Here is a 25,984-nt window from a genome sequence, read left to right as displayed (position 1 = left end):
ATCCCGGAGGCGTCACGGCGGCCCGGCGCCCGTTCCCGTAACACCGGAAGGCCAGGATTCATGGCACCAACCCAAGCGACACCCCAGCACCCGGAGACCGCCGGCGCCGGTGCCGCCGCCGTGGCGGAACCCGTGCTCGAGGCGCGCTCGGTGAGCAAGCGGTTCCCGGGCGTCGTCGCCCTGGACGGCGTCTCCTTCGCGCTGCGCGCGGGCGAGGTCCACGCGCTCGTCGGCGAGAACGGGGCCGGCAAGTCCACCCTGATCAAGGTGCTCACCGGCGTCTACCGCAGCGACGAGGGCGAGGTGCGGGTGGCCGGTGAACCGGTCCGCTTCGCCCGCCCGTTCGAGGCGCAGCAGGCCGGGATCTCCACCATCTACCAGGAGGTGAACCTCGTCCCGCTGATGAGCGTGGCGCGCAACATCTTCCTGGGCCGGGAGCCGAAGAACCGTTTCGGGCTCATCGACTTCGCCCGGATGAACCGCGAGACCACCGAACTCCTCGACGGCTTCGGCGTCCGCGTCGACCCCAAGCGCCCGTTGCACACCCTCGGCATCGGCACCCAGCAGATGGTCGCGCTCGCTCGCGCCGTCTCCGTGAAGGCGCAGGTCGTCATCATGGACGAGCCGACCTCGTCGCTGGAGCCCCGCGAGGTCGAGACCCTCTTCCGGGTCATCGAGAACCTGCGCGGCCAGGGCATCGCCGTCCTCTACGTCAGCCACCGCATGGACGAGCTCTACCGCATCTGCGACCGGGTCACCGTCCTGCGCGACGGCCGCCACATCCACACCGGCGAACTCGCCCCGCTGGAGCGGATGCAGCTGGTGTCGATGATGCTCGGCCGCGACATGGCCGAGGTACGCCGCGAGGGCCTCACCAACTTCGACGCCGCCGGACACGAGGTGGCCCGCACCCCCGTCCTCACCGCGACCGGCCTCGACCGCCGCCACCAACTGCACGACATATCCGTGGAGTTGTACGCCGGTGAGGTGCTGGGACTCGGCGGGCTGCTGGGCTCCGGCCGCAGCGAGACCGCCAAGGCGCTGACCGGCGCGCTGCCGCTGGACGGCGGCGAGATCAGCGTCGACGGCAAGCGCATCGGCCGCCCCACCCCCGCCGCCGCCATCCGCGCGGGCATCAGCATGCTCCCCGAGGACCGCAAGGCCGAGGGCATCGTCCCCGGACTCTCCGTCCGCGAGAACATCGTGCTCGCCGCGATGCCCCGGCTCTCCCGGGGCGGCATCGTCTCCCGCGCCAAGCAGGACCGCATCGTCGACATCTTCATGAAGCGGCTGCGGATCAAGGCCTCCAGCCCCGAGCAGAAGGTCGGCGAACTCTCCGGCGGCAACCAGCAGAAGGTGCTGCTGGCCCGCTGGCTCTGCCTGGAGCCCAAGGTGCTGCTCCTCGACGAGCCCACCCGGGGCATCGACGTCGGCGCCAAGGCCGAGGTGCAGTCCCTCATCGACGAACTCGCCCGCGAGGGCCTCGCCGTCCTGCTGATCTCCTCCGACATCGAGGAGCTGATCGAGGGCGCCGACCGCATCGTCGTGCTGCGCGGCGGGGCGGTCGCCGGTGAACTCGCCGGCGACGAGGTGGACGAGAGCCGACTGCTCGAAGTGCTCGCCGACCACACGCCCGACACCGTGAACCGCACGCCCGAATCCGGTGGGAAGGTCCCGGCCGGCCAGGAGGACCCCCGATGACCATCCAGGCCACCCTGCCACGCCCCGCGAAGCCGCTGGCCCGGCTCCGCGACCCCGCCTGGTACCAGGAGTACGGCGTGTACGCGGCCGTCGCCGTCGTCCTGCTGTTCAACGCCCTGTTCACCGAGCACTTCATGACGGCCGACAACCTGCGCACCCAGCTCGTCCAGGTCGCCCCCATCGTGATCGTCGCGCTCGGCATGGCCCTGGTCATCGGCACCGAGGGCATCGACCTCTCCGTCGGCTCCACCATGGCGCTCGCCGCCGCCCTGCTGCCGCTCTACCTCGGCTACGGACTCGTTCCCGCGCTCCTGATCGCCCTGCTCGCCGGTGCGGTGGTCGGCGCGATCAACGGAACGCTCGTCTCGCTCGTCGGGCTGCAACCCATCGTCGCCACGCTCGCCCTGTTCGTCGGCGGCCGGGGCCTCGCCCTCGTCATGGCGGACGGCCAGCTCAAGCAGATCGTCAACCCGGACATCCTCGCGCTCGGCACCGGCTCCTTCCTCGGCATCCCGACGGTCGTCCTCATCGCGGGCATCCTCGCGCTGGCCGTCGCCTTCCTGGTGCAGCGCACCACCTTCGGCCGCCAGATCGTCGCCATCGGCGGCAACCGCTCGGCCGCCGCCCTGTCCGGACTGCCCGTCAAGCGCGTCCTGATCGGCGTCTACATCCTGTGCGGGGTGATGGCCGCCCTCGCCGGCATCCTCGCCACCGCCCGGCTCACCGCCAGCGACCCGTCCTCGCTCGGCACCCTCATGGAGCTCTCCGCCATCACGGCCGTCGTCGTCGGCGGCACCCCGCTGAACGGCGGCTCCATCCGGGTGCTCGGCACCGTCGCCGGAGCCCTGCTGATGCAGCTGCTGCGCGCCACCCTCGTCAAGCACGACCTGCCCGACTCCACCGCACAGATCGCCCAGGCGGCCATCATCATCGCCGCCGTCTACGTCGCCCGGGAGCGTCGGTCCCGATGAAGAACACCACACCCGCCGCCCCGGCCCCCCAGGCGCCGGCGCCGCTCAAGAAGGCCCCCTCGCGCACCGAACCCCGGCCCGAGCGCTCCACCGGCTCCCGCATCGGCGAACTCGTCCAGCGCCAGGGCGTCCTCGCGGTCCTGCTGACCGTGATCCTCATCGCCTCGTTCGTCTACCCGACCTTCGCCAGCCTCGACAACGCCCGGGGCGTCACCGTCCAGGCCTCGTTCCTCGCGATCGTCGCCCTCGGCATGACCCTGGTCATCATCACCGGCGGCATCGACCTCTCCGTCGGTTCCGTCTTCGCCCTCGGCGGTGTCCTGGCGGCCTGGGCATCGCAATGGGGCTTCCTCGCCGCCCTGTTCGTCCCCCTGGTGGTCTGCGGCGCGATCGGGCTGGTCAACGGCCTGCTCATCGCCCGCGCGAACATGGCGCCCTTCATCGTCACGCTCGCCACCCTCCTCGCGGCGCGCGGCATGCTGCTCGCCTTCACCGACGAGGGCGCCACCACCTACCTGGTCCCCAAGGACTCCGCGTTCGCCGAGCTCGGCCAGGGCAGCGTCTGGGGCTTCGGCTATCCGATCCTCATCGCGCTCGCCCTCTTCGGGGCCGGCGGGCTCCTCCTCCAGCGCACTTCGTTCGGGCAGACCCTGTTCGCGGTGGGCGGCAGCAGCGACGCGGCCACCCTGATGGGCCTGCCCGTCGCCCGCACGAAGATCCTCGTCTACACCCTCAGCGGACTGCTCGCCGGACTCGCCGGAGCGCTGAACGCCGCCCGCCTCTCCTCCGGTGTCACCATCGTCGGCGTCGGCATGGAGCTGGACGCGATCTCCGCCGTCGTCATCGGCGGCACCCTCCTCATCGGCGGCGCGGGGTCGATCAGCGGCACCCTCTGGGGCGTCCTGCTGCTCGCCGTGATCCAGAACCTGATCAACCAGATCGGCTCGCTCAACTCCTCGTACCAGTCGGTGGTCAGCGGTGGCTTCCTTATCGTTGTCGTGGTGGCGCAGCGTTACCTCGCGCGCAGCCGGAGAACCACCTGAACCGTGTGGTCCGGGCCGAGTCGAACCAAGCAACAAGGAGTGCCGTGGGCGTCAGCCTCAAGGACGTAGCTCAACGGGCGGGCGTGTCCATCAAGACCGTGTCGAACGTGGTCAACAACTATCAGCACGTCACCCCGAAGATGCGGGCCAAGGTCCAGCAGGCGATCGACGAGCTCGGCTACCGGCCGAACCTCACCGCCCGCCATCTGCGCAAGGGCCGCACCGGCATCATCGCGCTGGCCGTCCCCGAATTCGGCAACCCGTACTTCGCGGAGCTGGCCGGCGAGGTCGTCGACGCGGCCGCCCGGCACGACTACACCGTCCTGGTCGACCACACCGCGGGCCAGCGGGAGAAAGAGTTGCTGGTCTGCCAGGGCTTCCGCTCCCATGTCATCGACGGGCTCATCCTCAGCCCCATCCACCTGGAGACCGAGGACCTGATGGCCCGCACCGAGACCGCGCCGCTGGTGCTGCTCGGCGAGCGCGAGTACGAGGCCCCCTACGACCACATCGCCATCGACAACGTGGCCGCCGCCCGCGAGGCCGTCGCCCACCTCGTCGCGCTCGGCCACCGGCGCATCGCCTTCCTCGGCTCCCGCACCGGCCGGGAACGCCAGCCCGCCCACCTCAGGCTGCGCGGCTGGCGCGAGGAACTGGCCGCCTCCGGCATCGAACCGGACGAGTCCCTGGTCGTCGTCACCGACGGCTACGGACGCGAGGACGGGGCCGCCGCCATGGCCTCCCTCCTCGACCGGGGCGAGCGGCCCGACGCCGTGTTCGCGTACAACGACATGATCGCGACCGGGGCCATGCGCACCATCACCGAACGCGGCCTCACCATCCCGGACGACATCGCCGTCGTCGGCTTCGACGACATCGAGGAGAGCCGGTTCGGGGCGACCACCCTCACCACCATCGCGCCGGACAAGGCGGCCATCGCCCGGCTCGCCGTCGACAGCCTCGTCGAGCGCCTCGCCGGCACCCCGGTCGCCGAACCCCGCCGGCCCCGCCCCGGCTACCGCCTCGTCGTCCGCGAATCCACCACGCCCCGCGAGCCCTCCGGACCGGTCCGCTAGCGCCCCCAGGGCCTGTCGTCGCGGGGCCCCTTCCGCACCCCCCAAGGAACTCCTCATGCCCACCGTGCACCGCAAACCGTTCGGCCGCGCCCACGGGCAGAGCGAGACCGAGCTCTGGACCCTCGACTCCGGCACCGGCGTCCGGGCCGAGATCCTCACCTACGGCGGTGTCCTGCACAGCCTCACCGTGCCGGACACCGCGGGCGAGCCGGGCCCCGTCGTCCGCTCGCTGCCCGCACTCGACGACTACACCGACAAGAACCCGTACTTCGGCGCCGTCGTCGGCCGGTACGCCAACCGCATCGCCCACGGCCGCTTCACCCTCGACGGGACCACCCACCACATCCCCGCCAACGACCGGGGCCACGCCCTGCACGGCGGCCCCGACGGCTTCCACACCAAGATCTGGCAGGCCGCCGGGCACCGTACCGACTCCGCCGCCGTCCTCCGGCTCACCCTGCACAGCCCGGACGGCGACATGGGCTTCCCCGGCGCGCTCGACGTCAGCGCCACCTACACCCTGGACACCACCGGGACGCTCGCCGTCGACTACACGGCCGTCACCGACCGGCCCACCGTCGTCAACCTCACCAACCACGCCTACCTCAACCTCGGCGACGACGACATCCTCGGCCACACCCTCCAGGTCGACGCCGACGCCTACCTCCCCATCGACGCCGACTCCATCCCCGAGGGCCCGCCCGCCCCGGTGACCGCCACTCCGTTCGACCTCACCGCTCCGCACCGCATCGGCGAACGCCTCGACCACAGCGACGCCCAACTGGAGCGCGCCGGCGGCTTCGACCACTGCTGGGTGCTGCGCCCCGCCGCCCCCGGAGCCCTGCGCCGCGCCGCCCGCCTCACCGCCCCCGGCGACCGGCGGACCCTGGAGCTCTGGACCACCGAACCGGGCCTCCAGGTCTACACCGCCAACCAGCTCGACGGCGCGTTCACCGACGGTACGGGCCGCCGCCACCAACGCCACGGATCGCTCTGCCTGGAAACCCAGCACCTGCCGGACTCGCCCAACCGCCCCGGCCACCCCAGCACCGTCCTGCGCCCCGGCGAAACCCTCCGCAGCCGCACCGAATGGCGCTTCCCGCACCTGCGGGCGCGGAACGGTGCCCCAGGGCGGTGACGACCCGCCGCACCGCGACAGGTACCTGCCGTGCGCGGTGCGGCGGATCGTGCTGTGGGGCCGGGCCGTTCGGGCCCGCTACTTCAGGTACGGCCCCGCCGCGCCGATCTTCCCGGGCGCGGCGTTCTTGCCGCCGAGGTCCAGGACGTACACGCGCAGGTTCCCCTTCCCGGGGGCCGGGACCGCGAGCGTGCCGTCGCTCACGACCTTGGTGTCCCCCGTGACGGCGTCCTTGTACGTGCCGTTCGGGATGCCGGTGTACGTGGCGCTCCCGGAGACCGTCACCAGGGCGAAGCTGTCCGTGCCGCTCGCGGCGTCGGTGTAGCGCCGCTTGTACGCCATGGAGCCGCTGATGCCCTCCGTGGAGTACTGGCCCATCTGCAGCGCGGGCACCGCCCGGCGGATCTCGTTCAGCCGCTGGAGGTGCCGGGCCAGGGGTGCGGCCAGGGTGTCCGCGACCTTCCCGGTGGCCGAGGAGACCTTGCCGAAGTCGGAGGCCGTCACCTCACCGGCCAGGTGGTCGCCGAAGTAGGCCCTCCCGGTCGAGGCGAGCGGACAGGTGGGCCCGCAGTCGATCTTCTTCCCTTTCTGGAACTCGATCTCGGAGCCGTAGTAGAGCGTCGGGATGCCCCGGAAGGTCCACATCAGCGACATGTTCTCGGCCCAGGCGTCCGTACCGCCGGTGTAGCGCTCGCTGCTCTTGTTGGGCCCGTAGTCGTGGCTGTCGACGTAGACGACGTTGTACGTGGCGTCGTTGGTCGCGTCGTCGGAGTCCTTGCCGTTGTGGAACGCGTTGTCCGCGTCGCCGAAGTTCATGTGCATCCGCATGTCGATGATGTTCATCCCGGAGAACCGGCTGCGGTCGGGCGCGTGGTAGGCGTTGCCCTTGAGGAAGGCGTTGTCGGAGACCGGCTGTGATCCGGTGCCCTGCTGCTGTTCGTAGTCGTACATCTCCAGGGCGGCCTTCTCGTCGTCCGCGCTGTACTCCTTGCGTTCCTTCCAGGTGAAGAACTGCGCCGAGTGGTTGACCGAACCGCGGTTCCACTTGTCGTTGACGAAGGCGGCGACCTCACCGAAGACGAAGAAGTTCTCCGCCGCCTCGGCCCCGAACTGCTGGGTGACCCGCTCCTGGATGGCGGGCAGGAAGCGGCGGTTCCAGGTGGTACGGGGGATGTGCACCGCCGTGTCGAGCCGGAAGCCGTCCACGCCCATGTCGATGTACTTGTTGTACGCGCCGATCAGATAGTTCTGGACCTGGGCGTTCTCGGTGTTGAAGTCGGCGAGGTCGTCGTGCAGCCAGCAGGAACGCGAGTCCTCGCCCTCCCAGTTGCCGATCCAGCAGTTGTGATAGAGCGCCTTCGGGAACATGCCCGACGTGGGGTTCGGCCACTGGCAGTTGTAGATCCGGTAGCCCTCCGGCGAGGTGTGCCCGGTGGGCGTGCCCCAGTTGAGGCAGGTGTTGCCGGACGGTTCGGCCGTCGACCACAGGTCGCCGTTGTAGTACGACTTCCCCGACTTGGGCTCGACGGTGAGGCCGTCGTACTCGAAGCCGTCGTTCTTCTCGTCGTAGTACCAGCTCCACTGGGTGTCGCGAACGCCGTACGTCTTCGGGGTGAACAGCCCCTTGGCGCCCCAGCGCGAGGAGTGGTTGTGGACGACGTCCTGGTAGATCTTCATGCCCTTGGCGTGGGCCGCGTCGATGAGGTCCTGGTACGAGGCCCCGGCGGACTCCAGCCGGGGGTCGACCCGGTAGAAGTCGTAGCCGTGGTAGCCGTGGTAGTCGTAGTCCGAGCGGTTGAGGACGACCGGGGTGATCCAGACCGCGGAGAAGCCGAGGCCCTTGATGTAGTCGAGCTTCTCGACCAGACCCTTGAAGTCGCCCCGGAACATGGGGTCGTCGTTGGCGGCGTTGCCGGACTTCTCGTGCTGGCTGCCGCCCCGGTTGTTGGTGGCGTCGCCGTCGTTGAAGCGGGCGGTCAGCACGAAGTAGATCGGGTCCTTGCGGGGGTCTGTGCCCAGCGGCGTGCCCGTCGCCGGGGCGGTGGGCTTCTCCCCGGTGGTGGCGGTGGCCGGCGCGGAGTCGGCCGAGACGTTGCCGGCGGCATCGACGGCCCGGACCGTGTAGCGGTAGGCGGTCTTCGCCTCAAGTCCTGTGTCGGAGAAGACGGTCGAGGTGGTGTCGGCGATCACCGTGCCCCTGGTCCCGCCGGTCCGCGTCACCTGGTACGTGGTCACCCCGCGGTCGTCCGTGGCGGGTTCCCAGGTGACCACGACCGCCACCCCGTCGGCTGCGGCGCGCACGGCCGTGGGCGCGGAGGGCGCCTCGGTGTCCGGTTCCTCGGCGGCGCACGGGTCCTTCGCCGACGCGGTCACCGTACGGTCCTTGACCGTGGTGAGCCCGGTCGTGAGTGTGTAGTCGTTGCCGTTGTTGTTGTCCCAGACACCGTTGCCGTTGTTGAACGTCGCCTGGAGGCCGGCGGCGCTGCCGAGGTCCACGGTCCGCTTCACCCAGCCGGTGCAGGCCGGTTCCATGCCGATCCCGGGGAGCGTCGTCCAGGCTCCGCCGTGCGGCCGGTAGTGGAGATTGACGGTGGACCAGCCGACGGTCGCGGTGGCGTAGTAGACCGAGGCGCTGTTCGGCCCTTCGGGGTCCGGCTCCTCGGGCTCCGGGTCCGCGCACGGGTCGCTGTGCGCCACGACTCCGTCCTGGACGGTGATGTTCCCGGTGCCCAGGTCGTAGTTCCGGCCCGCGTTGTTGTCCCAGGTGCCCGAGCCGTCGGTGAAGGTCGCCTTCAGGCCGCTCGCACCGCCCAGGGGGACGGTCACCTTGACCCAGTCGGTGCAGGCGGCCTGCATCCGGGTGCCGGGGACGGCGGTCCAGGAGCCGCCGTCGGGGGAGTAGTGCAGGTAGTACGCCGGCCAGTTCCGGGTCTTCGTGGAGTAGAAGAGGGTCGTCGTGGTCTCGGCGGCCGCGGAGGAGGCGACCGGCTCGGTCGTCGACGGGGGAGCGGCTTGCGGTGCGGCGGTGAGGAGTCCCAGCAGCCCGGCCGCTGCCACGGCCGCCGCGAGCGGGCGTCGCAGCAGCCGGTGAGGAGTGCGTCTCATGCGTGTCTCCAGGGGAGGGGCCGCGGGTGAGTGGTCCCGCGGCTGCCGATGGCTGTCCCGCCGGAGAACCCTGACGCGCCTCGGGGTTCGGCGAGTGAACACGATCCGACAGAAAGTTCTGCCGGAATGTTGCTGCAATCTCTTGCGGTGAGGAAGTTACCGGTGCATGACAGGTGCGTAAAGGGATCCGGCAGGACCGGTCCACCGGAATGGACGGCCGGGCGCAGGCGTTCGCACGGTCATGACCTTCTCCGTTGATGTGACCGTGCGCGGCTACGAGCTCGACACCCAGGGCCATCTGAACCAGGCCGTCTACCTCCAGTACGCGGAGCACGCACGCTGGGAGTTGCTGCGGGCCGCCGGACTGCCCCAGGAGAAGCTGCTGGCCGACGGGATCGGCCCGGTCCAGCTGGAGGTCACCGTCAAGTACCGGCGCGAACTGCGCGGCGGCGAGCGGGTCCGGGTCACCTGCCGGTTCGACTACGGCACCGGCAAGACGTTCACGCTGGAGCAGCAGGTCATCAAGGAGGACGGCACGGTCGCCGCGGAGATCACCGGAGTGGCCGGCGTCCTCGACCTGACCGAACGCCGCCTCGTCCCGGACCCGCAGGGCCGGCTGGCCGCACTGGCGGGCAACCCGGACCTGCTGACCGGCTGACGGTCTCCGTGCCGGGCGGTGCCGGCGTCGTGGGTGAACGCCTCGGTGGACCGCCACGCCCAGGGCGGCGACGTACACGGGGTAGGCCAGGGCCGAGGCGTGACGTGCTCGGTGAGAGCGCGGCCGCGGTGGTGGCTCCGCTGCGGGAGGCCGGACGCGCCGGTCTGTCGCTGGAGCAGGCGACCGCCCTGCTGATCGGTCCGGTGTTCTTCCCTGTCCTGTCCGGCAGAGCGCCCGAAGAGATCGGCACGAAGCAGCAGGTGGACCAGTTCCTGCGGGTCCTGGCCGTGGACTGAACCGCTCTGTCCCGACCGCCACCGCGCCCTCGCTCCCGCATCCGAACAGGACAGGCCGACCCTCATGTCCGTACCCGCGAAGGAATCCGTCGTCCGGGCCCCCGGCATCCCGCACCTGCTGGTGACGATGCTGTTCTGCTTCTCCGGATTCGCCCTCCTGCTCCCGGTCTCCCCGGCCTGGGCCGTCCGCGGAGGAGCCGACGCGTTCGGCGCCGGACTCGTCACCGCCGTCCTGATGGCCGCCACCGTCCTGGCCCAGCTGTGCGTCAGGGCCACGCTCCGCAGGCTCGGCTGGACCCGCACCCTCGTCCTCGGCGCGCTGCTGCTCGGCCTGCCCGCCCTCCTGCAGGCCCTCAGCGACCACCTGCTGCCGGTCCTGCTGACGACCGCACTGCGCGGAGCGGGCTTCGGCATCGTCACCGTCTGCGGTGCCACGGCGGCGGCCGTACTGGCTCCGCGCGGACGCCAGGGCGCGGTCATCGGCCTCTACGGTCTCGCCGTGGCCCTGCCCCAGGTCGTCCTCACCCCGGCCGCTCCCTGGCTGACCGACACCTTCGCCCTGCCCGCCGTCATCGTCTGCGGCGTGCTCCCCGTCCTCGCCCTGCCCTGGGCGCGATCACTCGGCCACGCCGTCGAGGCCCGTGCCGACGCCCCGGCGACCCAGGACAGCACCGCCCGGCAGCCGGCCCGCGCGACCACGGTGCTCCGGCGCATCCGACGCCCGCTGGCCGTGCTGCTCCTGGTCACGGCGGCGGGCGGAGCCGTCCTCACCTTCGCCCCGCAGTTCACCGCCACCCCCGCGCTCGCCGCCACGGGGCTGCTCGCCCTCACCGGCACCGCCGCGCTCGCCCGCTGGGGCTGCGGAGAACTCGCCGACCGGATCGCGCTGCGGCCCATCACCGGCGTCCTCGCCCTCACCGCGGGCGCGGGGCTGGCGCTGATCGCGTACGCCATCGGCTCGGACGCCGCCCCCGTCGCCGCCCTGCTGTCCGGGCTGCTTCTCCTGGGAGCGGCGTACGGAGGACTCCAGAGCCTCACCCTGGTCCAGGCGTTCGCCTACGCGGGCGCCGAGAACCGGCACACCACCTCGGTCGCCTGGAACATCGGCTACGACGCGGGCACCGGCGTCGGATCCCTCCTGCTGGGCGTGGCGGCACAGGTGGCCACGTTCTCCGCGGGCTTCGCCACCCTGTCCTGCCTGATGGCCGCCGCGGGCCTGGCCGTCCTCCTCATCGGCCACCGTCCGCCCGCCGACCCTCCGAAGGACCGCGGTCGGCGCACGCCCGGGACGCGGCGTCCGTCTCTCGGCGAGCGCTGAGACCGACGCGGTGAACGCCCGGGTGCGGCGTTCACCGCGCCGGTCATGTGCGGGGCCGGGGCCGGGAGATCCGCTCCGGCCGTCCTTCCCCGGCGTCGCCGGTCAGACCGCGGTGCCGACCACCAGATGGTCGCCGGGGATACCCGCCTTGCCCGGGGCGTAGTAGTCCTTGATCCCGGCGACCCACGTCTCCACCCGGATCCGGTCCCCGTCGGCCGGCCCGAACGCGTCGAAGAGCGCGTCGACGTTCTCGGGCTCGAACCCGATCGCCCGCATCAGCGCCATGAACAGCGGGCGCTCGATCAGTCCGTCGCCGTCCGGGTCGCCCAGCGCCGCCAGCGCCTCGGCGAACACGGCGATCGTGGCGTCGAACCGCTCCGGGGAGAGCACGCACGCCGTGAACTCCTCGAAGCTGATCTCGCCGTCCCCGTTGGCGTCCAGCTCGGTGAGCAGGGTCGTCCAGTACCGCCGGAACGCCGCGCGCATCGCGTCCTTCGCGGCCCGGTCCGACGCGTGCGCCTCGCGGACGACGCGGTCGGCCATGAGATCGAAATCGTCCTGCTCCAGGACGCCGTTGGCATTGGCGTCGAACAGGGAGAAGACGAGCGCGACCCGCCTGGTGGCCTCAGTGCCCATGAATCCGTCACCTTTCTCCGCACGTCACGTTGGTCCGACCGCGGCTCGGTGCCCGGTCGGCCCCCTCACTGTCGGTCCGGGCGGCGGCGTGCACGAAGAATGCGGTGCCCCTTTCACCTGAAGGACGTAACTGGGCAGGCGTAAACGTCGAGTTGAGGCAGACGGCAGGGGCCGGTCACTCCGCGCGCCCCCGGTTCGTACCGTGGACGCGCCGGCCGGGTGTCGGGATCCCGGCCGGCGCTCAGGCCCTCACCAGGTCACGGGCAGCGCGTGGAGACCGTAGACGACGGCGTCGTACTTGAAGGGCAGCCGGTCGACCGCCTCGGCGGCGCGCAGGGTGGGGATCCGCCGGAACAGCGTGGGATAGATGACCTGGAGCTCCATCCTGGCCAGCGGCTGGCCGACGCAGTGGTGGGTGCCCGCGCCGAACGCCTGGTGCAGACGGGCGTTGCGGGTGATGTCGAGACGGTCGGGGTCGGGGAAGACGGCCGGGTCGCGGTTGGCCAGCTCGCCGAGCAGGATCACCCCGTCGCCGGCCCTGATGGTGCGGCCGCCGATCTCGATGTCCTCCAGCGCGGTCCTGCGGCGTCCCAGATGAACGATGGACAGATAGCGCAGCAGCTCCTCCACGGCCGCGGTGACGACAGCCGGGTCGTCGGTGTCCCGGACGCGGGCCAGCTGATCGGGGTGGTCGAGCAGGATCAGGGTGCCGAGGCTGATCATGTTGGCGGTGGTCTCGTGGCCGCCGAGCAGCAGGAGGACGCCCATGGCGGCGGCTCCGGCCCGGGTCAGCTCCCCTGCCCGGATCCGTTCGGCGAGGGCGGACAGCAGATCGTCGCCGGGGCTGTCGAGCTTCTCGCCGACGAGCCGGTGGAGGTAGTCGACGAGGGTCCGGTGGGCCAGGCCGCGTTCCTCGGCCGTCGCGACGGCCGAGACCAGGGTCTTGCTGTTGGCCTGGAAGAACGCGTGGTCGGCGTAGGGGACCCCGAGCATCTCGGAGATGACGAGGGACGGGATCGGCAGGGCCAGCGCCGTCACCAGATCGGCGGGGCGGGGGCCGGACAGCATCCGGTCGATGTGCTCGTCGGCCATCCGCTGCACCACCGGGCGCAGGGCCTCCACCCGTTTGACCGTGAACGCACCGCTGACCATGCGGCGCAGACGGGCGTGCTCGGGGTCGTCCATGCCCACGAAGCTGAGATCGGTCCCACCGGCGTGCGCGTGTCGCGGGTCCACCGGACTGGGAAAGCCCGGGCGGGAGAACTCCGCGCTGAGCCGGGGGTCCGACAGCAGAGCCTTCTGCTCCGCGTGACCGGTCACCGCCCAGGGCGTCGTACCGCCCCAGGACCGGACCCGGGTCAGCGGGCCGTGATCCGCCAGCGCGCGCAGTTCGGGGGAGGGGTCGAAGGGGCAACGCGCCGAGCGGGGCTCCGGGAAGTCGGGGACGCCGCTCGGGACGGCGGCGGGGGAGTCGATGGTCACGGAGCTGCCTCCGGTGGGAGTGGGGGGAACGGGGGAGCGAGCGGGGCACGGCGGTGGTCCGGCCGCGCGCTCACGAGGGCGTGGGGGCCGTCGGGGCCGCTGTGCGGGTGTAGCGCTCCAGCAGCGTCTGCCGGTGCAGCCGGGTCTGCTTCGGCATGTTCCAGCCGAGCACGCCGACCGGCGCGTCGCCCCGCGTGTAGCGGACGACGAACCGCCCCTCGTCCGGGGAGCCTTCGACGACCTCGGCATCGGCGTCGGGTGTCGGCAGACCGTAGACCTGGATCTTCACGTCGTACTGGTCGCTCCAGTAGTACGGGACCGGGGTGAAGGGCCGGTCCGCGCCGAGGATGTCCGCCGCGACGGCCAGGGCCTGTTCACCGGCGTTGGTACGGTTCTCCAGCCGGAGCGACACCCCCAGCGCGGCGTGGTGCCAGCGGGCCACGTCGCCCACGGCGTAGACACCCTCGGCCGCCCGGCAGCGGGAGTCGCAGACCACCCCGTCAGCGATCCGCAGTCCGCTGCCCGCCAGCCAGTCGGTGGCCGGCAGCGACCCGACCGCCGCCACCACGAGGTCGGCCTCGACGATCTCTCCGGACGCCAGACGCACTCCTCGCGACGGGCCGGTCTCCGCGACCGTTCCGTCCACCAGGGTGCTGTCGCGCAGTTCGACGCCGTGCCGCCGGTGCAGGGCGGCCAGGTGGAGCGCCACCCCGGAGCCGATCTGGTCGGCCATCGGGGCAGGCTGCGGGCCCACCAGGGTCACGGCGGGCCCCATGCGCCGTACGGTGGCGGCGATCTCGCTTCCCAGGACCCCGTTGCCGACGACCACGACCCGGGACGCCCCGAGCAGGTCACCGCGCAACGCCGTCGCCTCCGCCAGGGTCCGCAGCACCCGTACGCCGGGCGCGCAGGCAAGAGCGCGCGGGCGCAGCCCGGTCGCCAGCACGACGGCGTCCGCGGTGAGTTCCCGCCCGGCCGAGGTGCGGACGGTCCGGGCGGCGGCGTCGAGGGAGCGGGCCGCTTCGCCGAGGAGGAAGTCGGCTTCGAGGGCGTCGAGCGCCTCCTGGGCGCGCAGCCGCGCCCGCTCGGCCGTCCAGTCCCCGGCCAGCACCTGCTTGGACAGCGGCGGCCGGTCGTAGGGTGCGGTGTCCTCGTCGCCGAGGACGGTGATCCGCCCCGTGAACCCCTTGCGCCGCAGCGCCTCCACCGTGCTGAGGCCGGCCGCGCCCGCGCCGACGACCAGGACGCTGCCGGGCGGGTTCACCGGGCCTCGTCGAGGTGGATGGCGAGCGCGGGGCACACCTCCGCCGACTCGCGCACGGCGGCATGCCGTTCCTGCGGCGGTTCGGCGTCGAGGAGGATGACGATGCCGTCGTCCTCGCGCTGGTCGAACACCTCCGGGGCGATCAGCACGCACTGGCCCGCTCCGCAGCACTTCTCTTCGTCGACCGTGATCCTCATGCGGGGTCCTGCTTCCTGGAGTGGGGGGAATTGCCGGGGTGGGGGGAGGTGACCGGCGCGGTGAGCAGGCCGGTGATCGCGTCGCACAACGCGTCGGCCGTGTCCTGCCACGAGGTGGCGGGGGAGGAGACGATCCCGTCGGCCCGCGCCCGCTCCCGTTCCGCGCACGTGTGGGTGATCAGATGACGGGCCATCGTGCCGCGCTGGGCGCGGACCTCGGCCGACAGCGTGCCCAGGCAGCGGCCGAGGCCGTCGAGGGTCTGCCGCAGACAGGGCCGGGTGAGGGCCTCGTCGGTGACGAGTGCGCGCATCATCGGGTCCGTCATGACCTGGACGGCGAACCGCGCCTGCCAGGAGGGGGAGCCGAGCGACGCCAGGTACTCGGTGACCGGGCGGACCAGACAGCCCACCCACGTCGTCACGTCCTGAGCGTCCCCGGCGGCCGCGACGTGCCGGGCGCGGATGAGCTCGACGCGTTCGCCGTGCCGGGTCATCAGGGCGCGGACCAGATCGTTCCTGGTGCCGAAGTGATAGCCGACGGCCGTCACATTGCCCTGCCCGGCCGCCTCGGCGATCTGCCGGTTCGACACCGCGGACAGGCCCTGTTCCGCGAAGAGCCGTTCGGCCGCCGCCATGATCGCCTCGCGGGTTCCGGCGGCCCGGTCGGTGCGGGCCGCCGCCCGGCTCACCGGCGCACCTGCCGGGCGGCCGCGCCAGGGGCCTCGCGGGTCTCCCGTGTGTCTCTCATGGCTGTCTCCTCGGTCTTCGGTACGGCGCCGAAGCCTTCTCGGTACGGCGTCGAGGCCGGTGTCGGCTTCGGTGAGCCCAGCCAAGTGCATGCCCTCATTTAAATCAATCGACTGACTTAAAAGCGACGGGTGATCGGCCGTAACCGACCCGGTTCATCGGGCGGGGGCCGGTCTCCCGGGCGGGTCTTCTAGGCTGGTCCCGTGACCCAGGAGACCCGGACGCTCCCCGCACTCGCACCCGGTTCGGTGGAGACGCCGTTCGTCATCAAGGACTACGGCGAGATCGTCTCCCACGACACGCTCTGGGACGCGCACTCCCACCCCTTCCACGAACTGCTCTGGAACGAGCGCGGCGCCTCCACCGCGGTGGTCGGCGCACGTGTCTGGACGATCACTCCGACGCTCGGCCTCTGGATGCCCGCGGGCACGTTGCACACCGGTTCGGCGAGCGCCGGCACCTGGCTGCGCGCCAGCTTCTTCGGCTTCCGTACCACCGCGTCGATCTCCGACACCCCCGTCGCCGTCGAGATCACCCCGCTGCTGCGCCTGCTGCTGGAACGGCTCGGCGAACCCGGCCTCGCTCCCTCCTCCCGGGCCGCGACCGAGGCGCTCGTGCTCGACGTCCTCGCGCCCTCGCCCCGCGAGCTGCTCGTCCAGGTGCCCACCTCCGGCCTCCTGCGCCCCATCGCGGACGCGGTCCGCGAGGATCCGGGCGACCAGCGGACCCTGGTGGAATGGGCGTCCGAGCTGGGGGTCAGCACCCGTACGGTCACGCGCGCCTTCAGCGCCGAGACGGGCACGAGCTTCGTACGGTGGGTGGCGGCGGTCCGCGCGCAGCACGCGATCGGCCTGCTCACCCGGGGCTGGGACGTCGAGTCGGTCGCCGAACAGGTCGGCTACCGCTCCGCGAGCGCCTTCGGCGCGGCCTTCCGGCGGACCACCGGGCTGACCCCGGGGATGTTCCGGCCCGAGCTCACGCCCTGAGCAGGCGGAGGCCGAGATCCGCCGCGTCGAGGCCGAGGAGGTCGCCGTTGCGTTCGGCCCACCGGCCGGAGGCGAGGTCGTCGCCGAGGCCGCGTACCGCACGCTCCTCCGCCTCCGGCCCGACCCTCGTCCACACCGACATCGCCCGGCGCACACGCTCCTCCAGATATGCTCCCGGCCGGCGCCAGTACGCCTCGAACAGGCCGTCGGCGCAGTCCCACGGGACGGGCACCGGCTCGGCGCGGGCGCCGATCGCGTCGGCCATCCCGGCGAGCGAGGGGAAGTCCGCGAGGACGCCGGTGAACTCGGGCAGATAGTCGCGGGTGAGCCAGAACCGGTCCTGCCATCCCGGCTCGTCGGTGTCGAAGGTGAGCACCACCACGCGGCGGGCCACCCGCCGCATCTCGCGCAGCCCCGCGATCGGGTCGCTCCAGTGGTGAACGGTGGAGACGGCCATCGCGACGTCGAAGGAACGGTCCGCGAACGGCAGGCACTCCGCGGCGGCGTCGACGCACGGCGCCGAGCCGGGAGGCCGCTGCCCCCGCATGACCGCCGACGGCTCGACCGCGGTCACCTCGCGGTCGGCGGGCTCGTAGGAGCCGGTGCCGGCCCCGACGTTCAGCACCGTCCGCGCGTCTCCGAGCGCGTCCCGGATCTGCGCGGCGATCCGGGGATCGGTGCGCCGGGTCGCGGTGTAGGCGTCTCCGATCGCGTCGTACAACCGCGCACCGAGCATGGTCAGTTGCTCCTCCGGCGTCACGTCGAGCCCCTTCGCCCGTGTCCTGAGTTCCCGGTCGATGGCCGTCACCATCGCGTCGGCGCGATCACGCCGCTCCAGCAGCAGGCCGCGCAGCCGGTGCAGGTGCGCGACCGCGTCGGCCGACGGATCGTCGACCAGTTCCGCGATCTCCCGCAGTCCGAAGCCCAGCCGCCGGTAGGCCAGCACCTCACGCAGCCGTTCCATGTCGCCCGCCGCGTAGGCCCGGTACCCGGCCGCGGTCCGCGCGGACGGCCGGACCAGCCCGATCCCGTCGTAGTGATGCAGCGTGCGGACGCTCACGCCGGCCAGCTCGGCCACGCGTCCCACGGTCCAGTGCTCTTCCACGGTCCAGTGTTCTTCCACGGCGCCGACTGTGCCGCCTGACGCCACGTGAGGGTCAAGAGCCTCATGTGCCGCCGTCCCGCCGACGACGGATGTCCGTATCGCTACAACACCTGTCTCAAACAGTTGATTGCGACACCTGCGCTTCCTCTCATAAAGTGCCAAGGCAAGCCTTACCTAAGCCCCTGACGCACACATCGCGCAGCGCTCCACGACGGCAGCCCACGCCCGGACGCGCGAGAAGCGGCACCCCCGACATCCGGAAAGCCGGGTACACACCCATGTCTTCACACCGCCTCCGCCTGCTCATCGTGGCGGCCGCCCTCGTCGGCGTCTCCGCCTGCGGCGGGACCACCGACACCGGGAACAAGGACGACGAGAACCGTTCCGGCGGCGCGTTCCCCCTGACCGTCGAGCACGCCCTGGGCAAGACCACCATCCCGGCCAAGCCCAAGCGCGTCGCGACCGTCAACTGGGCCAACCACGAAGTGCCGCTCGCGCTCGGCGTCGTGCCCGTCGGCATGTCCGCGGCCAACTTCGGCGACGACAACGACGACGGCGTGCTGCCCTGGGTCGAGGAGAAGCTGGAGGAGCTGAAGGCCGATACGCCGGTCCTCTTCGACGAGACCGACGGCATCGACTTCGAGGCCGTGGCGGACACCAAGCCGGACGTCATCCTGGCCGCGTACTCGGGGCTGACCAAGAAGGACTACGAGACCCTCAGCGAGATCGCCCCCGTCGTCGCCTACCCGGACGCCCCCTGGGCGACGCCGTGGCGCGAGATCATCCGGACGAACAGCAAGGCGATCGGGCTGGCCGACGAGGGCGAGAAGCTGATCAAGAAGCTCGACGGGGACATAGCCAAGACCGCCGCCAAGTACCCGCAGCTCAAGGGCAAGTCGGCGATGTTCATGACGCACGTCGACCCCAACGACGTCAGCCAGGTCGGCTTCTACACCACCCACGACACCCGCACCCAGTTCTTCCAGGACCTCGGCATGAAGATCCCCGGGTCCATCGCGAAGGCGTCCGAGGGCACCAAGAAGTTCGCCCTGACCAAGAGCGCCGAACAGATCGACGCGTTCGACGACGTCGACATCATCACCGGCTACGGCGACGACACCGGCGAGCTGCTGAAGACCATCACCGAGGACCCGCTGCTCTCGAAGATCCCGGCCGTCGAGCGCGGCTCCGTCTACCTCCTGCCCGGCACCAGCCCGCTGGCCACCGCCGCCAACCCGACGCCCCTGTCGATCGGTTACGTGCTGGACGACTACGCCGCCGCCCTCGCCAAGGCCGCGGACAAGGTCAAGTGACCACGCTCGACACCCGCACCCCGCCGGACGCCGTCACCAGGCGTCCGGCGGGCGTGCGCCTGCTGTGGGTTCTCCTCTCCGTGCTCGCCCTGGCCGCGGTGATGGTGGCGTCCGTCGCCTTCGGCTCCCGTGACGTGCCCTGGTCCGACGTCGTCGCGGCGCTCGGCGGCGCGGACGACACCCTGGGCCGGGCGGCGGCGACCAAGCGCGTACCCCGTACCGTTCTCGCCGTCGTCATCGGCGCGGCCCTCGGCCTCGCCGGCGGTGTGATGCAGGGCGTGACCCGTAATCCGCTGGCCGACCCGGGCATCCTCGGCGTCAACATGGGGGCCTCCCTCGCCGTCGTCACGGCGGTCGCGTTCTTCGGGCTCACCTCGCCGACCGGATACATCTGGGTCGCCATCGTGGGCGCGGCCCTGTCGGCCCTCTTCGTCTACACCGTCGGAACCCTCGGCAGGGGAGGGGCGACCCCGCTCAAGCTGGCCCTCGCCGGAGCCGCCACCTCCGCCGCCTTCGCCTCGCTCGTCAGCGCGGTCATCCTGCCGCGCAACGACATCGCCGGAAGTTTCAAGCTCTGGCAGATCGGCGGCGTCGGCGGTGCCTCCTTCGAACGCATCGGCCAGGTCGCGCCGTTCCTCGCGGTCGGCTTCGTCGTCTGCCTGCTCTCGGCCCGCGCCCTCAACTCCCTCGCGCTGGGCGACGAGCTGGCCGCCGGACTCGGTGAACGCGTCGCCGTGGCACGGGCCGTGGCCGCCCTCGGCGCCGTACTGCTCTGCGGAGCGGCCACCGCCGTCGCCGGGCCGATCGGCTTCGTCGGCCTCGTCGTCCCGCACACCTGCCGGCTGCTCGTCGGCGTCGACCACCGCTGGCTCCTGCCGCTCTCCGCGGTGCTTGGCGCGGTCCTGCTCACCGCCGCCGACGTCGTCGGCCGGATCGTGGCGCGCCCCTCGGAGATCGACGTCGGCATCGTGACCGCCCTGGTCGGAGCCCCGTTCTTCATCTACATCGTCCGCCGACAGAAGGTACGTGCCCTGTGAGCGCCCCTGTCCTCACCCGGCCGGCATCCGTCGGGGCCGCCACCCGCCGACGCGTCCGGGCCGCCTCGCGCCGCCGCCTCGTCGCCCTGGTGCTGGTGGTCCTCGTCGTCGCCGCGTTCGCCGTGACCCTGATGGCGGGCCGCACGTTCTACCCGCCCGGCGACGTGTTCCGGGTGATCCTCGGCGAGCAGGTGCCGGGCGCCTCGTTCACGGTGGGCCGGCTGCGGCTGCCCCGTGCCGTCCTCGCCCTGGTCACCGGATTCAGCTTCGGGCTGGCCGGTGTCACCTTCCAGACGATGCTCCGCAACCCCCTCGCCAGCCCCGACATCATCGGCATCAGCTCCGGGGCGAGCGCCGCCGCGGCCATCGCCATCGTCACCCTGTCCCTCGGCGAGGTCCAGGTCTCCGTCCTCGCCATCGCCGCCGGCCTCGGCGTCGCCCTGCTGGTGTACTCACTGGCCTTCAAGGGCGGCGTCGTCGGCACCCGGCTCATCCTGATCGGCATCGGGATCTCCGCGATGCTCGACAGCATCACCTCCTACGTCCTGTCGCAGGCTGCCGAATGGGACCTCCAGGAGGCGATGCGCTGGCTGACCGGCAGCCTCAACGGAGCCACCTGGGACCAGGTGCTCCCCGCGCTCACCGCGGCGGCCGTCCTCACCCCGCTGCTGCTGGGCCAGGCCCGTAACCTCTCCGCGCTGCAACTCGGCGACGACACCGCCTCCGCCCTCGGCGTACGCGTCGAACGCACCCGGATCACCGTGATCGTCGCCGCCGTCGGCCTGATCGCCTTCGCCACCGCGGCGGCCGGACCCATCGCGTTCGTGGCGTTCCTCTCCGGCCCCATCGCGGCCCGGATCGTCGGAGCGGGCGGCTCCCTGCTGGTGCCCGCCGGACTCGTCGGCTCGCTGCTCGTCCTCGTCGCCGACTTCACCGGCCAGTTCGCCTTCGGCGAGCGCTATCCGGTCGGCGTCGTCACCGGCGTCCTCGGAGCCCCCTACCTCGTCTACCTGATCATCCGCACCAACCGGGCGGGAGGCTCGCTATGACCACGCACCACCGACTGACCGCCGAAGGACTCACCCTCGGCTACGGCGAACGCACCGTCGTCGACTCCCTCGACCTGGCCGTACCGCCCGGCCGGATCACCGTGATCGTCGGCGCCAACGCCTGCGGCAAGTCGACCCTGCTGCGTTCCATGTCCCGGCTGCTCGCGCCCCGGGCGGGCCGCGTCGTCCTCGACGGCAAGGAGGTGCACCGGCTGCCCGCCAAGGAGCTGGCCCGCACCCTCGGCCTGCTGCCGCAGTCGCCCGTCGCGCCCGAGGGCATCACCGTCTCCGACCTCGTCGGCCGCGGCCGCCACCCGCACCAGGGGATCTTCTCCCGCTGGAACGAGAAGGACGACGCCGCAGTGGCCGCCGCCCTGGAGGCCACCCACACCGAACCGCTCGCCGAACGCGCGGTGGACGAGCTCTCCGGCGGTCAGCGCCAGCGCGTGTGGATCGCCATGGCCCTCGCCCAGCAGACCGATCTGCTGCTGCTCGACGAGCCGACCACCTTCCTCGACGCCAGCCACCAGATCGAGGTCCTCGACCTGCTGACCGACCTCAACCGGTCGCGCGGCACCACCATCGTCATGGTCCTGCACGACCTGAACCTCGCCGCCCGGTACGCCGACCACCTCATCGCCCTGGCCGGCGGCGGACTGCACGCGTCCGGCACCCCTGCCGAGGTGCTGACGGAGGAGACCGTACGGGCTGTCTTCGACCTCGACAGCCGCATCATCGAGGACCCCGTGTCGGGCCGGCCCCTGATGCTCCCGATCGGCCGCCATCACGTCCTGGACCGGGCCGAGGCGCTGCCCGTCGGCGAGTCGACCACCTGAGCGCCGGGGCGTGCGCCCCTCTGATCGGCTGACTGCCGTGTGCCACTGACATGTTTCGGAGAGTGACGGGGCACAGAGGGTGAGGTCTGGTGCCGGGTCCCGGTCCGGCGCGCCCATTCCTCGAAGCGGTCATTGGGAGAAACCTCGGTGGAGAACACCTCGGTGCAGAACAAGGAAACCGTCCGGAGCTGTCCGTTCGACTACGCGCAGCAGTTGGAGTTCGACCCCCAGCTCAGGCAATTGCTGACCGAGGAGCCGGTGTCCCGCATCCGGATGGCGTACGGAGAGGGCGAGGCCTGGCTGGTCACCCGCTACGAGGACGTCCGCACGGTCACCACCGACCGGCGGTTCAGCCGCAGCGCCGTCCTCGGCCGTGACTTCCCCCGGATGACCCCGGAGCCGATCGTCCAGGCGGAGTCCATCAACCTCATGGACCCGCCCGCCAGCAGCCGGCTGCGCAGCCTGGTCGCCAAGAGCTTCACCCCCCGCCGCGTCGAGCAGATGCGCGGCGGCACGCAGCGCGTCGTCGACCGGCTGCTGGACGAGATGGCGGACGAGGGCTCACCGGCCGACTTCGTCGCCCGGGTCTCCTCGCCGCTGCCGCTGATCACCATCTGCGAGGCGCTCGACATCCCCGAGGCCGACCGCCCGTGGCTCCGGGCCCACGCCATGACCATGATGAACGTGGGCGCCGCCGGCAAGCAGGACGCCGTACGCGCCAAGGCGGAGCTGCGCGGCTACTTCCAGGAGCTGACCGCCGACCGGCGCCGCTCCCCGGGCGAGGACCTCATCAGCACCCTGGCCACCGCCCGGGACGGCGCCGAACTGCTCGACGACGACGAACTGGCCGTCATGGCGATGGTCCTGCTCATCACCGGCCAGGACACCACCACCTACCAGCTCGGCAACATCGCCTACACCCTGCTCACCCGCCCGGAACTCCTCCACTCCCTCCAGGCCGAACCGCAGCGGCTGCCCCGCACGCTGGAGGAGCTGCTGCGCCACATCCCCTTCCGCAAGGGCGTCGGCATCCCGCGCATCGCCCTGGAGGACGTGGAGCTCGGCGGCGTCCTCATCAGGGCCGGCGAGGTGGTGCACGTGTCCTATCTGACGGCCAACCGGGACGCCGCCAAGTTCGACCGCCCCGACGAGCTGGATCCCGACCGCCCGTCCATCCCCCACATGACGTTCGGCTGGGGCGCCCACCACTGCCTGGGCGCGCCGCTGGCCACCATGGAACTGGAAGTGGCCTTCTCCACGCTGCTGACCCGCTTCCCGGCCCTGCGTCTGGACGTGCCGCCCGAGGACATCCGGTGGAACACGACGTCCATCTGGCGTTACCCGCTCGCCCTGCCCGTCACATGGTGACGAGAGCCTCCGCTCCGAGACACGAGGAGAACCCATGGCGACCCTGTGCAGACCCGCCATCGCTGTGCCCGAGCACATCATCACGATGCAGCAGACCCTGGACCTGGCCCGCGAGACCCACGACGGGCACCCGCAGCGCGACCTCGTCCTGCGGCTCATCCAGAACACCGGCGTCCAGACCCGGCACCTCGTGCAGCCCATCGAGGAGACCCTGAAGCACCCCGGATTCGAACGCCGCAACCGGGTGTACGAGGCCGAGGCCAAGAGGCGGGTCCCCGAAGTCGTCCGGGCGGCCCTCGCCAACGCCGAGACCGACCCGTCCGAGATCGACCTGATCGTCTACGTCTCCTGCACGGGCTTCATGATGCCCTCGCTGACCGCATGGCTCATCAACACCATGGGCTTCAGGGCCGAGACCCGCCAACTGCCCATCGCCCAGCTCGGCTGCGCCGCGGGCGGCGCGGCCATCAACCGCGCGCACGACTTCTGCGTGGCCTATCCCGAGGCCAACGTCCTCATCGTCTCCTGCGAGTTCTGCTCGCTCTGCTACCAGCCCACCGACATCGCCGTGGGCTCGCTGCTCTCCAACGGGCTCTTCGGGGACGCCCTCTCCGCCGCCGTCGTACGGGGGCAGGGCGGCACCGGCATGCGGCTGGAGCGCAACGGCTCCCACCTGGTGCCCGACACCGAGGACTGGATCTCCTACGCGGTCCGCGACACCGGGTTCCACTTCCTGCTGGACAAGCGGGTCCCGGGCACCATGGAGATGCTCGCCCCGGTGCTCCAGGACCTGGTCGACCTGCACGGCTGGTCCGTCCCGGACATGGACTTCTTCATCGTCCACGCGGGCGGGCCGCGCATCCTGGACGACCTCTGCCACTTCCTGAAGCTGCCGCCGGAGATGTTCCGCTACAGCCGGGCCACGCTCACCGAACGCGGCAACATCGCCAGCTCCGTCGTCTTCGACGCGCTGGCGCGGCTCTTCGACGACGGCGGCGCCGCCGAGTCCGCGCAGGGGCTCATCGCCGGTTTCGGACCCGGCATCACCGCCGAGGTGGCCGTCGGCAGTTGGGCGAACGACGACCTCCGGGCCGGTGTCGACCACGACCTCGACGAGCTGGAACTGACCGCGGGCGTTGCGCTGTCCGGCTGAACCCGCTAAGGCGACCGGCGGGCGGGGACGAAGGAACGGGTGTTCGCACTTCGCGGATGCACTCGCTCCGTGAACAGATCCCCACCCCGAGGAGAATGCATGCGCCTGCCCGCCCGCTGGGCCACGGCCGCTCTGCTGCTGGTCGCTCCGCTGATCGCCGTACCGACTACGGCCTCGGCCGACACCGGACCGGAAGGGGTCCTGGTGGAGCAGTCCACCCGGGCCGTACCCGGGCAGTACATCGTCACCCTGGAGCCCGAACTCTCGCCGGAGACCGTCCTGCGGGAGTTCGGGCTCAGCCCGTTGTTCACGTATGGAAGCGTCCTGCACGGCTTCGCCGCCACGCTCACCGCCACCGAGCTCGAAGCCGTACGGACCGTCCCCGGCGTCCTCGCCGTCGAGGAGAACGCCGAGGTGGCGGTGGAGGCGCCCAGGGCGGGAGGCCTCTTCCGGGCCCCCGCGGCCGGCTGGGGCACCGACCGCATCGACCAGCGTGCCCTGCCGCTGGACGACACCTTCACCACCACGGCCACCGGCAAGGGCGTCAAGGCGTACGTCGTCGACACCGGAATCGACGCCGCGCACAGCGAATTCGGCGGCCGGGTCGTGAACGGGTTCGACGCCATCGGGGACGGCCGCGGCGGCATGGACTGCAACGGCCACGGCACGCATGTCGCGGGCACGGTCGGCGGCGCGACCTCCGGCGTGGCCCAGGACGTCTCGCTGGTCAACGTACGCGTCCTGAACTGCGAGGGCCGCGGCACCTGGGCCGGCATCCTCGCCGGGTTCGACTGGGTCGCCAAGGACGCCGCGCGTGGCACGGCCCCGGCCGTGCTGAACGCCTCGCTCGGCGGCGCCCGCTCCTCTGCCGTCGACGCGGCGGTCGAGTCCGTCGCCGACGCGGGCGTGCTGCCCGTCGTGGCCGCCGGCAACGACGACCGGGACGCCTGCGACGTGTCCCCGGCGGCCGCGGACGGCGTGGTCACGGTCGGCGCGAGCGACCGGCAGGACCGGGAGACCTCGTTCAGCAACTGGGGCTCCTGCCTGGAGCTGTACGCCCCCGGAGCCGACATCGTCTCCGCCCGCCTCGGCGGCGGCACCGTCGCGCTGAACGGCACCTCGATGGCCAGCCCGCACGTCGCGGGCGTCGCCGCGCTCTACAAGCAGGAGAACCCCTCGGCCTCGCCCGCCGCCGTCGCCCGGTGGCTCACCGACACGGCCACCCCCGACGTGCTCTCCGGCCTCGGCCAGGGCTCGCCCGACCGGCTGCTGTACACCGGTGGCCTCTGACGATCCGTCGGAAGGCCTGCCCGGATCCCCGCCACGGGGCCGGGGAGCGGTGACCGCGCGGCGGAATCCGCTCCCCGGCCCGGCCGTTCGGCTGTTGCCGAAACGGTGGACGGTCTCTCATTTCTCTGCAACTCTCTGACGGCACAACGCAAAACAGGCCGCAGCATACGCAGAAATTCATGTTCCCTGGCTGCGGTCACAGAGCCGCGCCCTCG

At 71.7% G+C, this 25,984-nt stretch carries 22 protein-coding genes and 1 pseudogene; 16 read left to right on the top strand and 7 right to left on the bottom strand.

Annotated elements, in window-relative coordinates:
• Positions 1–60: 60 nt before the first annotated feature.
• The 5 genes from KV381_RS01915 to KV381_RS01895 are packed head-to-tail and all read left to right on the top strand — an operon-like array spanning position 61 to position 5,929.
• Complete coding sequence (locus KV381_RS01915; RefSeq protein WP_218784330.1) at positions 61–1,701, top strand: sugar ABC transporter ATP-binding protein; 1,641 nt, start codon at positions 61–63, stop codon at positions 1,699–1,701.
• Positions 1,698–2,672, top strand: a complete 975-nt coding sequence (locus tag KV381_RS01910) for an ABC transporter permease (protein WP_218784329.1) — start codon at positions 1,698–1,700, stop codon at positions 2,670–2,672. The genes KV381_RS01915 and KV381_RS01910 overlap by 4 nt, the downstream gene beginning before the upstream one ends.
• A complete protein-coding gene (locus KV381_RS01905; protein WP_098024413.1) occupies positions 2,669–3,715 on the top strand; it encodes an ABC transporter permease in 1,047 nt (348 codons plus the stop codon). Before KV381_RS01910 ends, KV381_RS01905 begins: the two co-directional genes overlap by 4 nt.
• A 44-nt stretch (positions 3,716–3,759) precedes the next feature.
• The gene (locus tag KV381_RS01900) at positions 3,760–4,791 is read left to right on the top strand and encodes a LacI family DNA-binding transcriptional regulator (RefSeq protein ID WP_218784328.1); all 1,032 of its coding nucleotides are present in this window, start codon (positions 3,760–3,762) and stop codon (positions 4,789–4,791) included.
• Positions 4,792–4,846: 55 nt separating this feature from the next.
• Positions 4,847–5,929, top strand: coding sequence for an aldose epimerase family protein (locus KV381_RS01895; RefSeq protein WP_218784327.1), 1,083 nt, complete (start codon positions 4,847–4,849; stop codon positions 5,927–5,929).
• Between the two features lie 78 nt (positions 5,930–6,007).
• Here the strand turns inward: KV381_RS01895 and KV381_RS01890 are convergent, their stop codons facing one another.
• Positions 6,008–9,034: a carbohydrate binding domain-containing protein gene (locus tag KV381_RS01890; RefSeq protein WP_218784326.1), complete on the bottom strand. Its 3,027-nt coding sequence runs from the start codon at positions 9,032–9,034 to the stop codon at positions 6,008–6,010.
• Between the two features lie 241 nt (positions 9,035–9,275).
• Here KV381_RS01890 and KV381_RS01885 point away from each other — a divergent pair, with 241 nt between their 5' ends.
• The 3 genes from KV381_RS01885 (at position 9,276) to KV381_RS01875 (ending at position 11,306) form a co-directional block, all read left to right on the top strand.
• Positions 9,276–9,692 (top strand): thioesterase family protein, encoded by a 417-nt coding sequence (locus KV381_RS01885; RefSeq protein WP_030082385.1) that lies wholly within the window; start codon positions 9,276–9,278, stop codon positions 9,690–9,692.
• A 104-nt stretch (positions 9,693–9,796) separates the two neighbouring features.
• The gene (locus KV381_RS01880; RefSeq protein ID WP_103537471.1) at positions 9,797–9,988 is read left to right on the top strand and encodes a hypothetical protein; all 192 of its coding nucleotides are present in this window, start codon (positions 9,797–9,799) and stop codon (positions 9,986–9,988) included.
• A gap of 64 nt (positions 9,989–10,052) precedes the next feature.
• Positions 10,053–11,306 (top strand): MFS transporter, encoded by a 1,254-nt coding sequence (locus KV381_RS01875; RefSeq protein ID WP_103537470.1) that lies wholly within the window; start codon positions 10,053–10,055, stop codon positions 11,304–11,306.
• Between the two features lie 102 nt (positions 11,307–11,408).
• On the opposite strand, the gene KV381_RS01870 is transcribed toward KV381_RS01875, so the two are convergent.
• The 5 genes from KV381_RS01870 to KV381_RS01850 all read right to left on the bottom strand — a co-directional run bounded on the left by KV381_RS01870 (position 11,409) and on the right by KV381_RS01850 (position 15,574).
• Entirely contained in the window at positions 11,409–11,942 is a 534-nt protein-coding gene (locus KV381_RS01870) for an EF-hand domain-containing protein (RefSeq protein ID WP_030082391.1), read from the bottom strand.
• A gap of 249 nt (positions 11,943–12,191) precedes the next feature.
• Entirely contained in the window at positions 12,192–13,418 is a 1,227-nt protein-coding gene (locus tag KV381_RS01865) for a cytochrome P450 (protein ID WP_373461194.1), read from the bottom strand.
• Positions 13,419–13,494: 76 nt separating this feature from the next.
• Positions 13,495–14,688: an NAD(P)/FAD-dependent oxidoreductase gene (locus tag KV381_RS01860; RefSeq protein WP_218784324.1), complete on the bottom strand. Its 1,194-nt coding sequence runs from the start codon at positions 14,686–14,688 to the stop codon at positions 13,495–13,497.
• Positions 14,685–14,885 carry a ferredoxin gene (locus KV381_RS01855; RefSeq protein ID WP_030082396.1) on the bottom strand — a complete coding sequence of 67 codons (201 nt, stop codon included), beginning with the start codon at positions 14,883–14,885 and terminating at the stop codon, positions 14,685–14,687. The genes KV381_RS01860 and KV381_RS01855 overlap by 4 nt, the downstream gene beginning before the upstream one ends.
• Positions 14,882–15,574 (bottom strand): TetR/AcrR family transcriptional regulator, encoded by a 693-nt coding sequence (locus KV381_RS01850; RefSeq protein WP_373460975.1) that lies wholly within the window; start codon positions 15,572–15,574, stop codon positions 14,882–14,884. Before KV381_RS01850 ends, KV381_RS01855 begins: the two co-directional genes overlap by 4 nt.
• 261 nt (positions 15,575–15,835) lie before the next feature.
• Here KV381_RS01850 and KV381_RS01845 point away from each other — a divergent pair, with 261 nt between their 5' ends.
• Complete coding sequence (locus KV381_RS01845; RefSeq protein WP_218784323.1) at positions 15,836–16,618, top strand: AraC family transcriptional regulator; 783 nt, start codon at positions 15,836–15,838, stop codon at positions 16,616–16,618.
• Here KV381_RS01845 and KV381_RS01840 read toward each other — a convergent pair.
• The gene (locus KV381_RS01840) at positions 16,608–17,705 is read right to left on the bottom strand and encodes a MerR family transcriptional regulator (RefSeq protein WP_030630235.1); all 1,098 of its coding nucleotides are present in this window, start codon (positions 17,703–17,705) and stop codon (positions 16,608–16,610) included. The two genes, KV381_RS01845 and KV381_RS01840, sit on opposite strands and share 11 nt — an antisense overlap.
• A 296-nt stretch (positions 17,706–18,001) precedes the next feature.
• On the opposite strand from KV381_RS01840, the gene KV381_RS01835 reads away from it, so the two are divergent.
• The 7 genes and pseudogenes from KV381_RS01835 to KV381_RS01805 all read left to right on the top strand — a co-directional run bounded on the left by KV381_RS01835 (position 18,002) and on the right by KV381_RS01805 (position 25,769).
• Complete coding sequence (locus KV381_RS01835; protein WP_030630236.1) at positions 18,002–19,036, top strand: iron-siderophore ABC transporter substrate-binding protein; 1,035 nt, start codon at positions 18,002–18,004, stop codon at positions 19,034–19,036.
• Positions 19,033–20,073, top strand: a complete 1,041-nt coding sequence (locus KV381_RS01830) for an iron ABC transporter permease (RefSeq protein ID WP_030082401.1) — start codon at positions 19,033–19,035, stop codon at positions 20,071–20,073. The genes KV381_RS01835 and KV381_RS01830 overlap by 4 nt, the downstream gene beginning before the upstream one ends.
• A complete protein-coding gene (locus tag KV381_RS01825; RefSeq protein ID WP_218784322.1) occupies positions 20,070–21,122 on the top strand; it encodes an iron chelate uptake ABC transporter family permease subunit in 1,053 nt (350 codons plus the stop codon). The genes KV381_RS01830 and KV381_RS01825 overlap by 4 nt, the downstream gene beginning before the upstream one ends.
• Positions 21,119–21,958 (top strand): ABC transporter ATP-binding protein, encoded by an 840-nt coding sequence (locus KV381_RS01820; protein WP_098024423.1) that lies wholly within the window; start codon positions 21,119–21,121, stop codon positions 21,956–21,958. Before KV381_RS01825 ends, KV381_RS01820 begins: the two co-directional genes overlap by 4 nt.
• A 147-nt stretch (positions 21,959–22,105) precedes the next feature.
• Positions 22,106–23,326, top strand: coding sequence for a cytochrome P450 (locus KV381_RS01815; RefSeq protein WP_030082409.1), 1,221 nt, complete (start codon positions 22,106–22,108; stop codon positions 23,324–23,326).
• Between the two features lie 25 nt (positions 23,327–23,351).
• Positions 23,352–24,479, top strand: a pseudogene (locus KV381_RS01810) (type III polyketide synthase); the annotation flags it as partial.
• 99 nt (positions 24,480–24,578) lie between these two features.
• Positions 24,579–25,769: a S8 family peptidase gene (locus KV381_RS01805; protein ID WP_218784320.1), complete on the top strand. Its 1,191-nt coding sequence runs from the start codon at positions 24,579–24,581 to the stop codon at positions 25,767–25,769.
• The last annotated feature ends 215 nt before the right edge of the window (positions 25,770–25,984 follow it).

The organism is Streptomyces sp. WY228, from assembly GCF_019287315.1.
In the GTDB taxonomy this organism is placed as follows: domain Bacteria; phylum Actinomycetota; class Actinomycetes; order Streptomycetales; family Streptomycetaceae; genus Streptomyces; species Streptomyces caviscabies.
Note: the sequence above shows the minus strand (reverse complement) of the source record. Positions and strands in the feature narration are given on the sequence as shown.

Bases quoted from the DNA above. Each gene is read 5' to 3' on its own strand.
- KV381_RS01915 (WP_218784330.1), top strand. From the start codon at position 61: ATGGCACCAACCCAAGCGACACCCCAGCACCCGGAGACCGCCGGCGCC.
- KV381_RS01910 (WP_218784329.1), top strand. From the start codon at position 1,698: ATGACCATCCAGGCCACCCTGCCACGCCCCGCGAAGCCGCTGGCCCGG.
- KV381_RS01905 (WP_098024413.1), top strand. From the start codon at position 2,669: ATGAAGAACACCACACCCGCCGCCCCGGCCCCCCAGGCGCCGGCGCCG.
- KV381_RS01895 (WP_218784327.1), top strand. From the start codon at position 4,847: ATGCCCACCGTGCACCGCAAACCGTTCGGCCGCGCCCACGGGCAGAGC.
- KV381_RS01890 (WP_218784326.1), bottom strand. From the start codon at position 9,034: ATGAGACGCACTCCTCACCGGCTGCTGCGACGCCCGCTCGCGGCGGCC.
- KV381_RS01885 (WP_030082385.1), top strand. From the start codon at position 9,276: ATGACCTTCTCCGTTGATGTGACCGTGCGCGGCTACGAGCTCGACACC.
- KV381_RS01875 (WP_103537470.1), top strand. From the start codon at position 10,053: ATGTCCGTACCCGCGAAGGAATCCGTCGTCCGGGCCCCCGGCATCCCG.
- KV381_RS01870 (WP_030082391.1), bottom strand. From the start codon at position 11,942: ATGGGCACTGAGGCCACCAGGCGGGTCGCGCTCGTCTTCTCCCTGTTC.
- KV381_RS01855 (WP_030082396.1), bottom strand. From the start codon at position 14,885: ATGAGGATCACGGTCGACGAAGAGAAGTGCTGCGGAGCGGGCCAGTGC.
- KV381_RS01835 (WP_030630236.1), top strand. From the start codon at position 18,002: ATGTCTTCACACCGCCTCCGCCTGCTCATCGTGGCGGCCGCCCTCGTC.
- KV381_RS01820 (WP_098024423.1), top strand. From the start codon at position 21,119: ATGACCACGCACCACCGACTGACCGCCGAAGGACTCACCCTCGGCTAC.
- KV381_RS01805 (WP_218784320.1), top strand. From the start codon at position 24,579: ATGCGCCTGCCCGCCCGCTGGGCCACGGCCGCTCTGCTGCTGGTCGCT.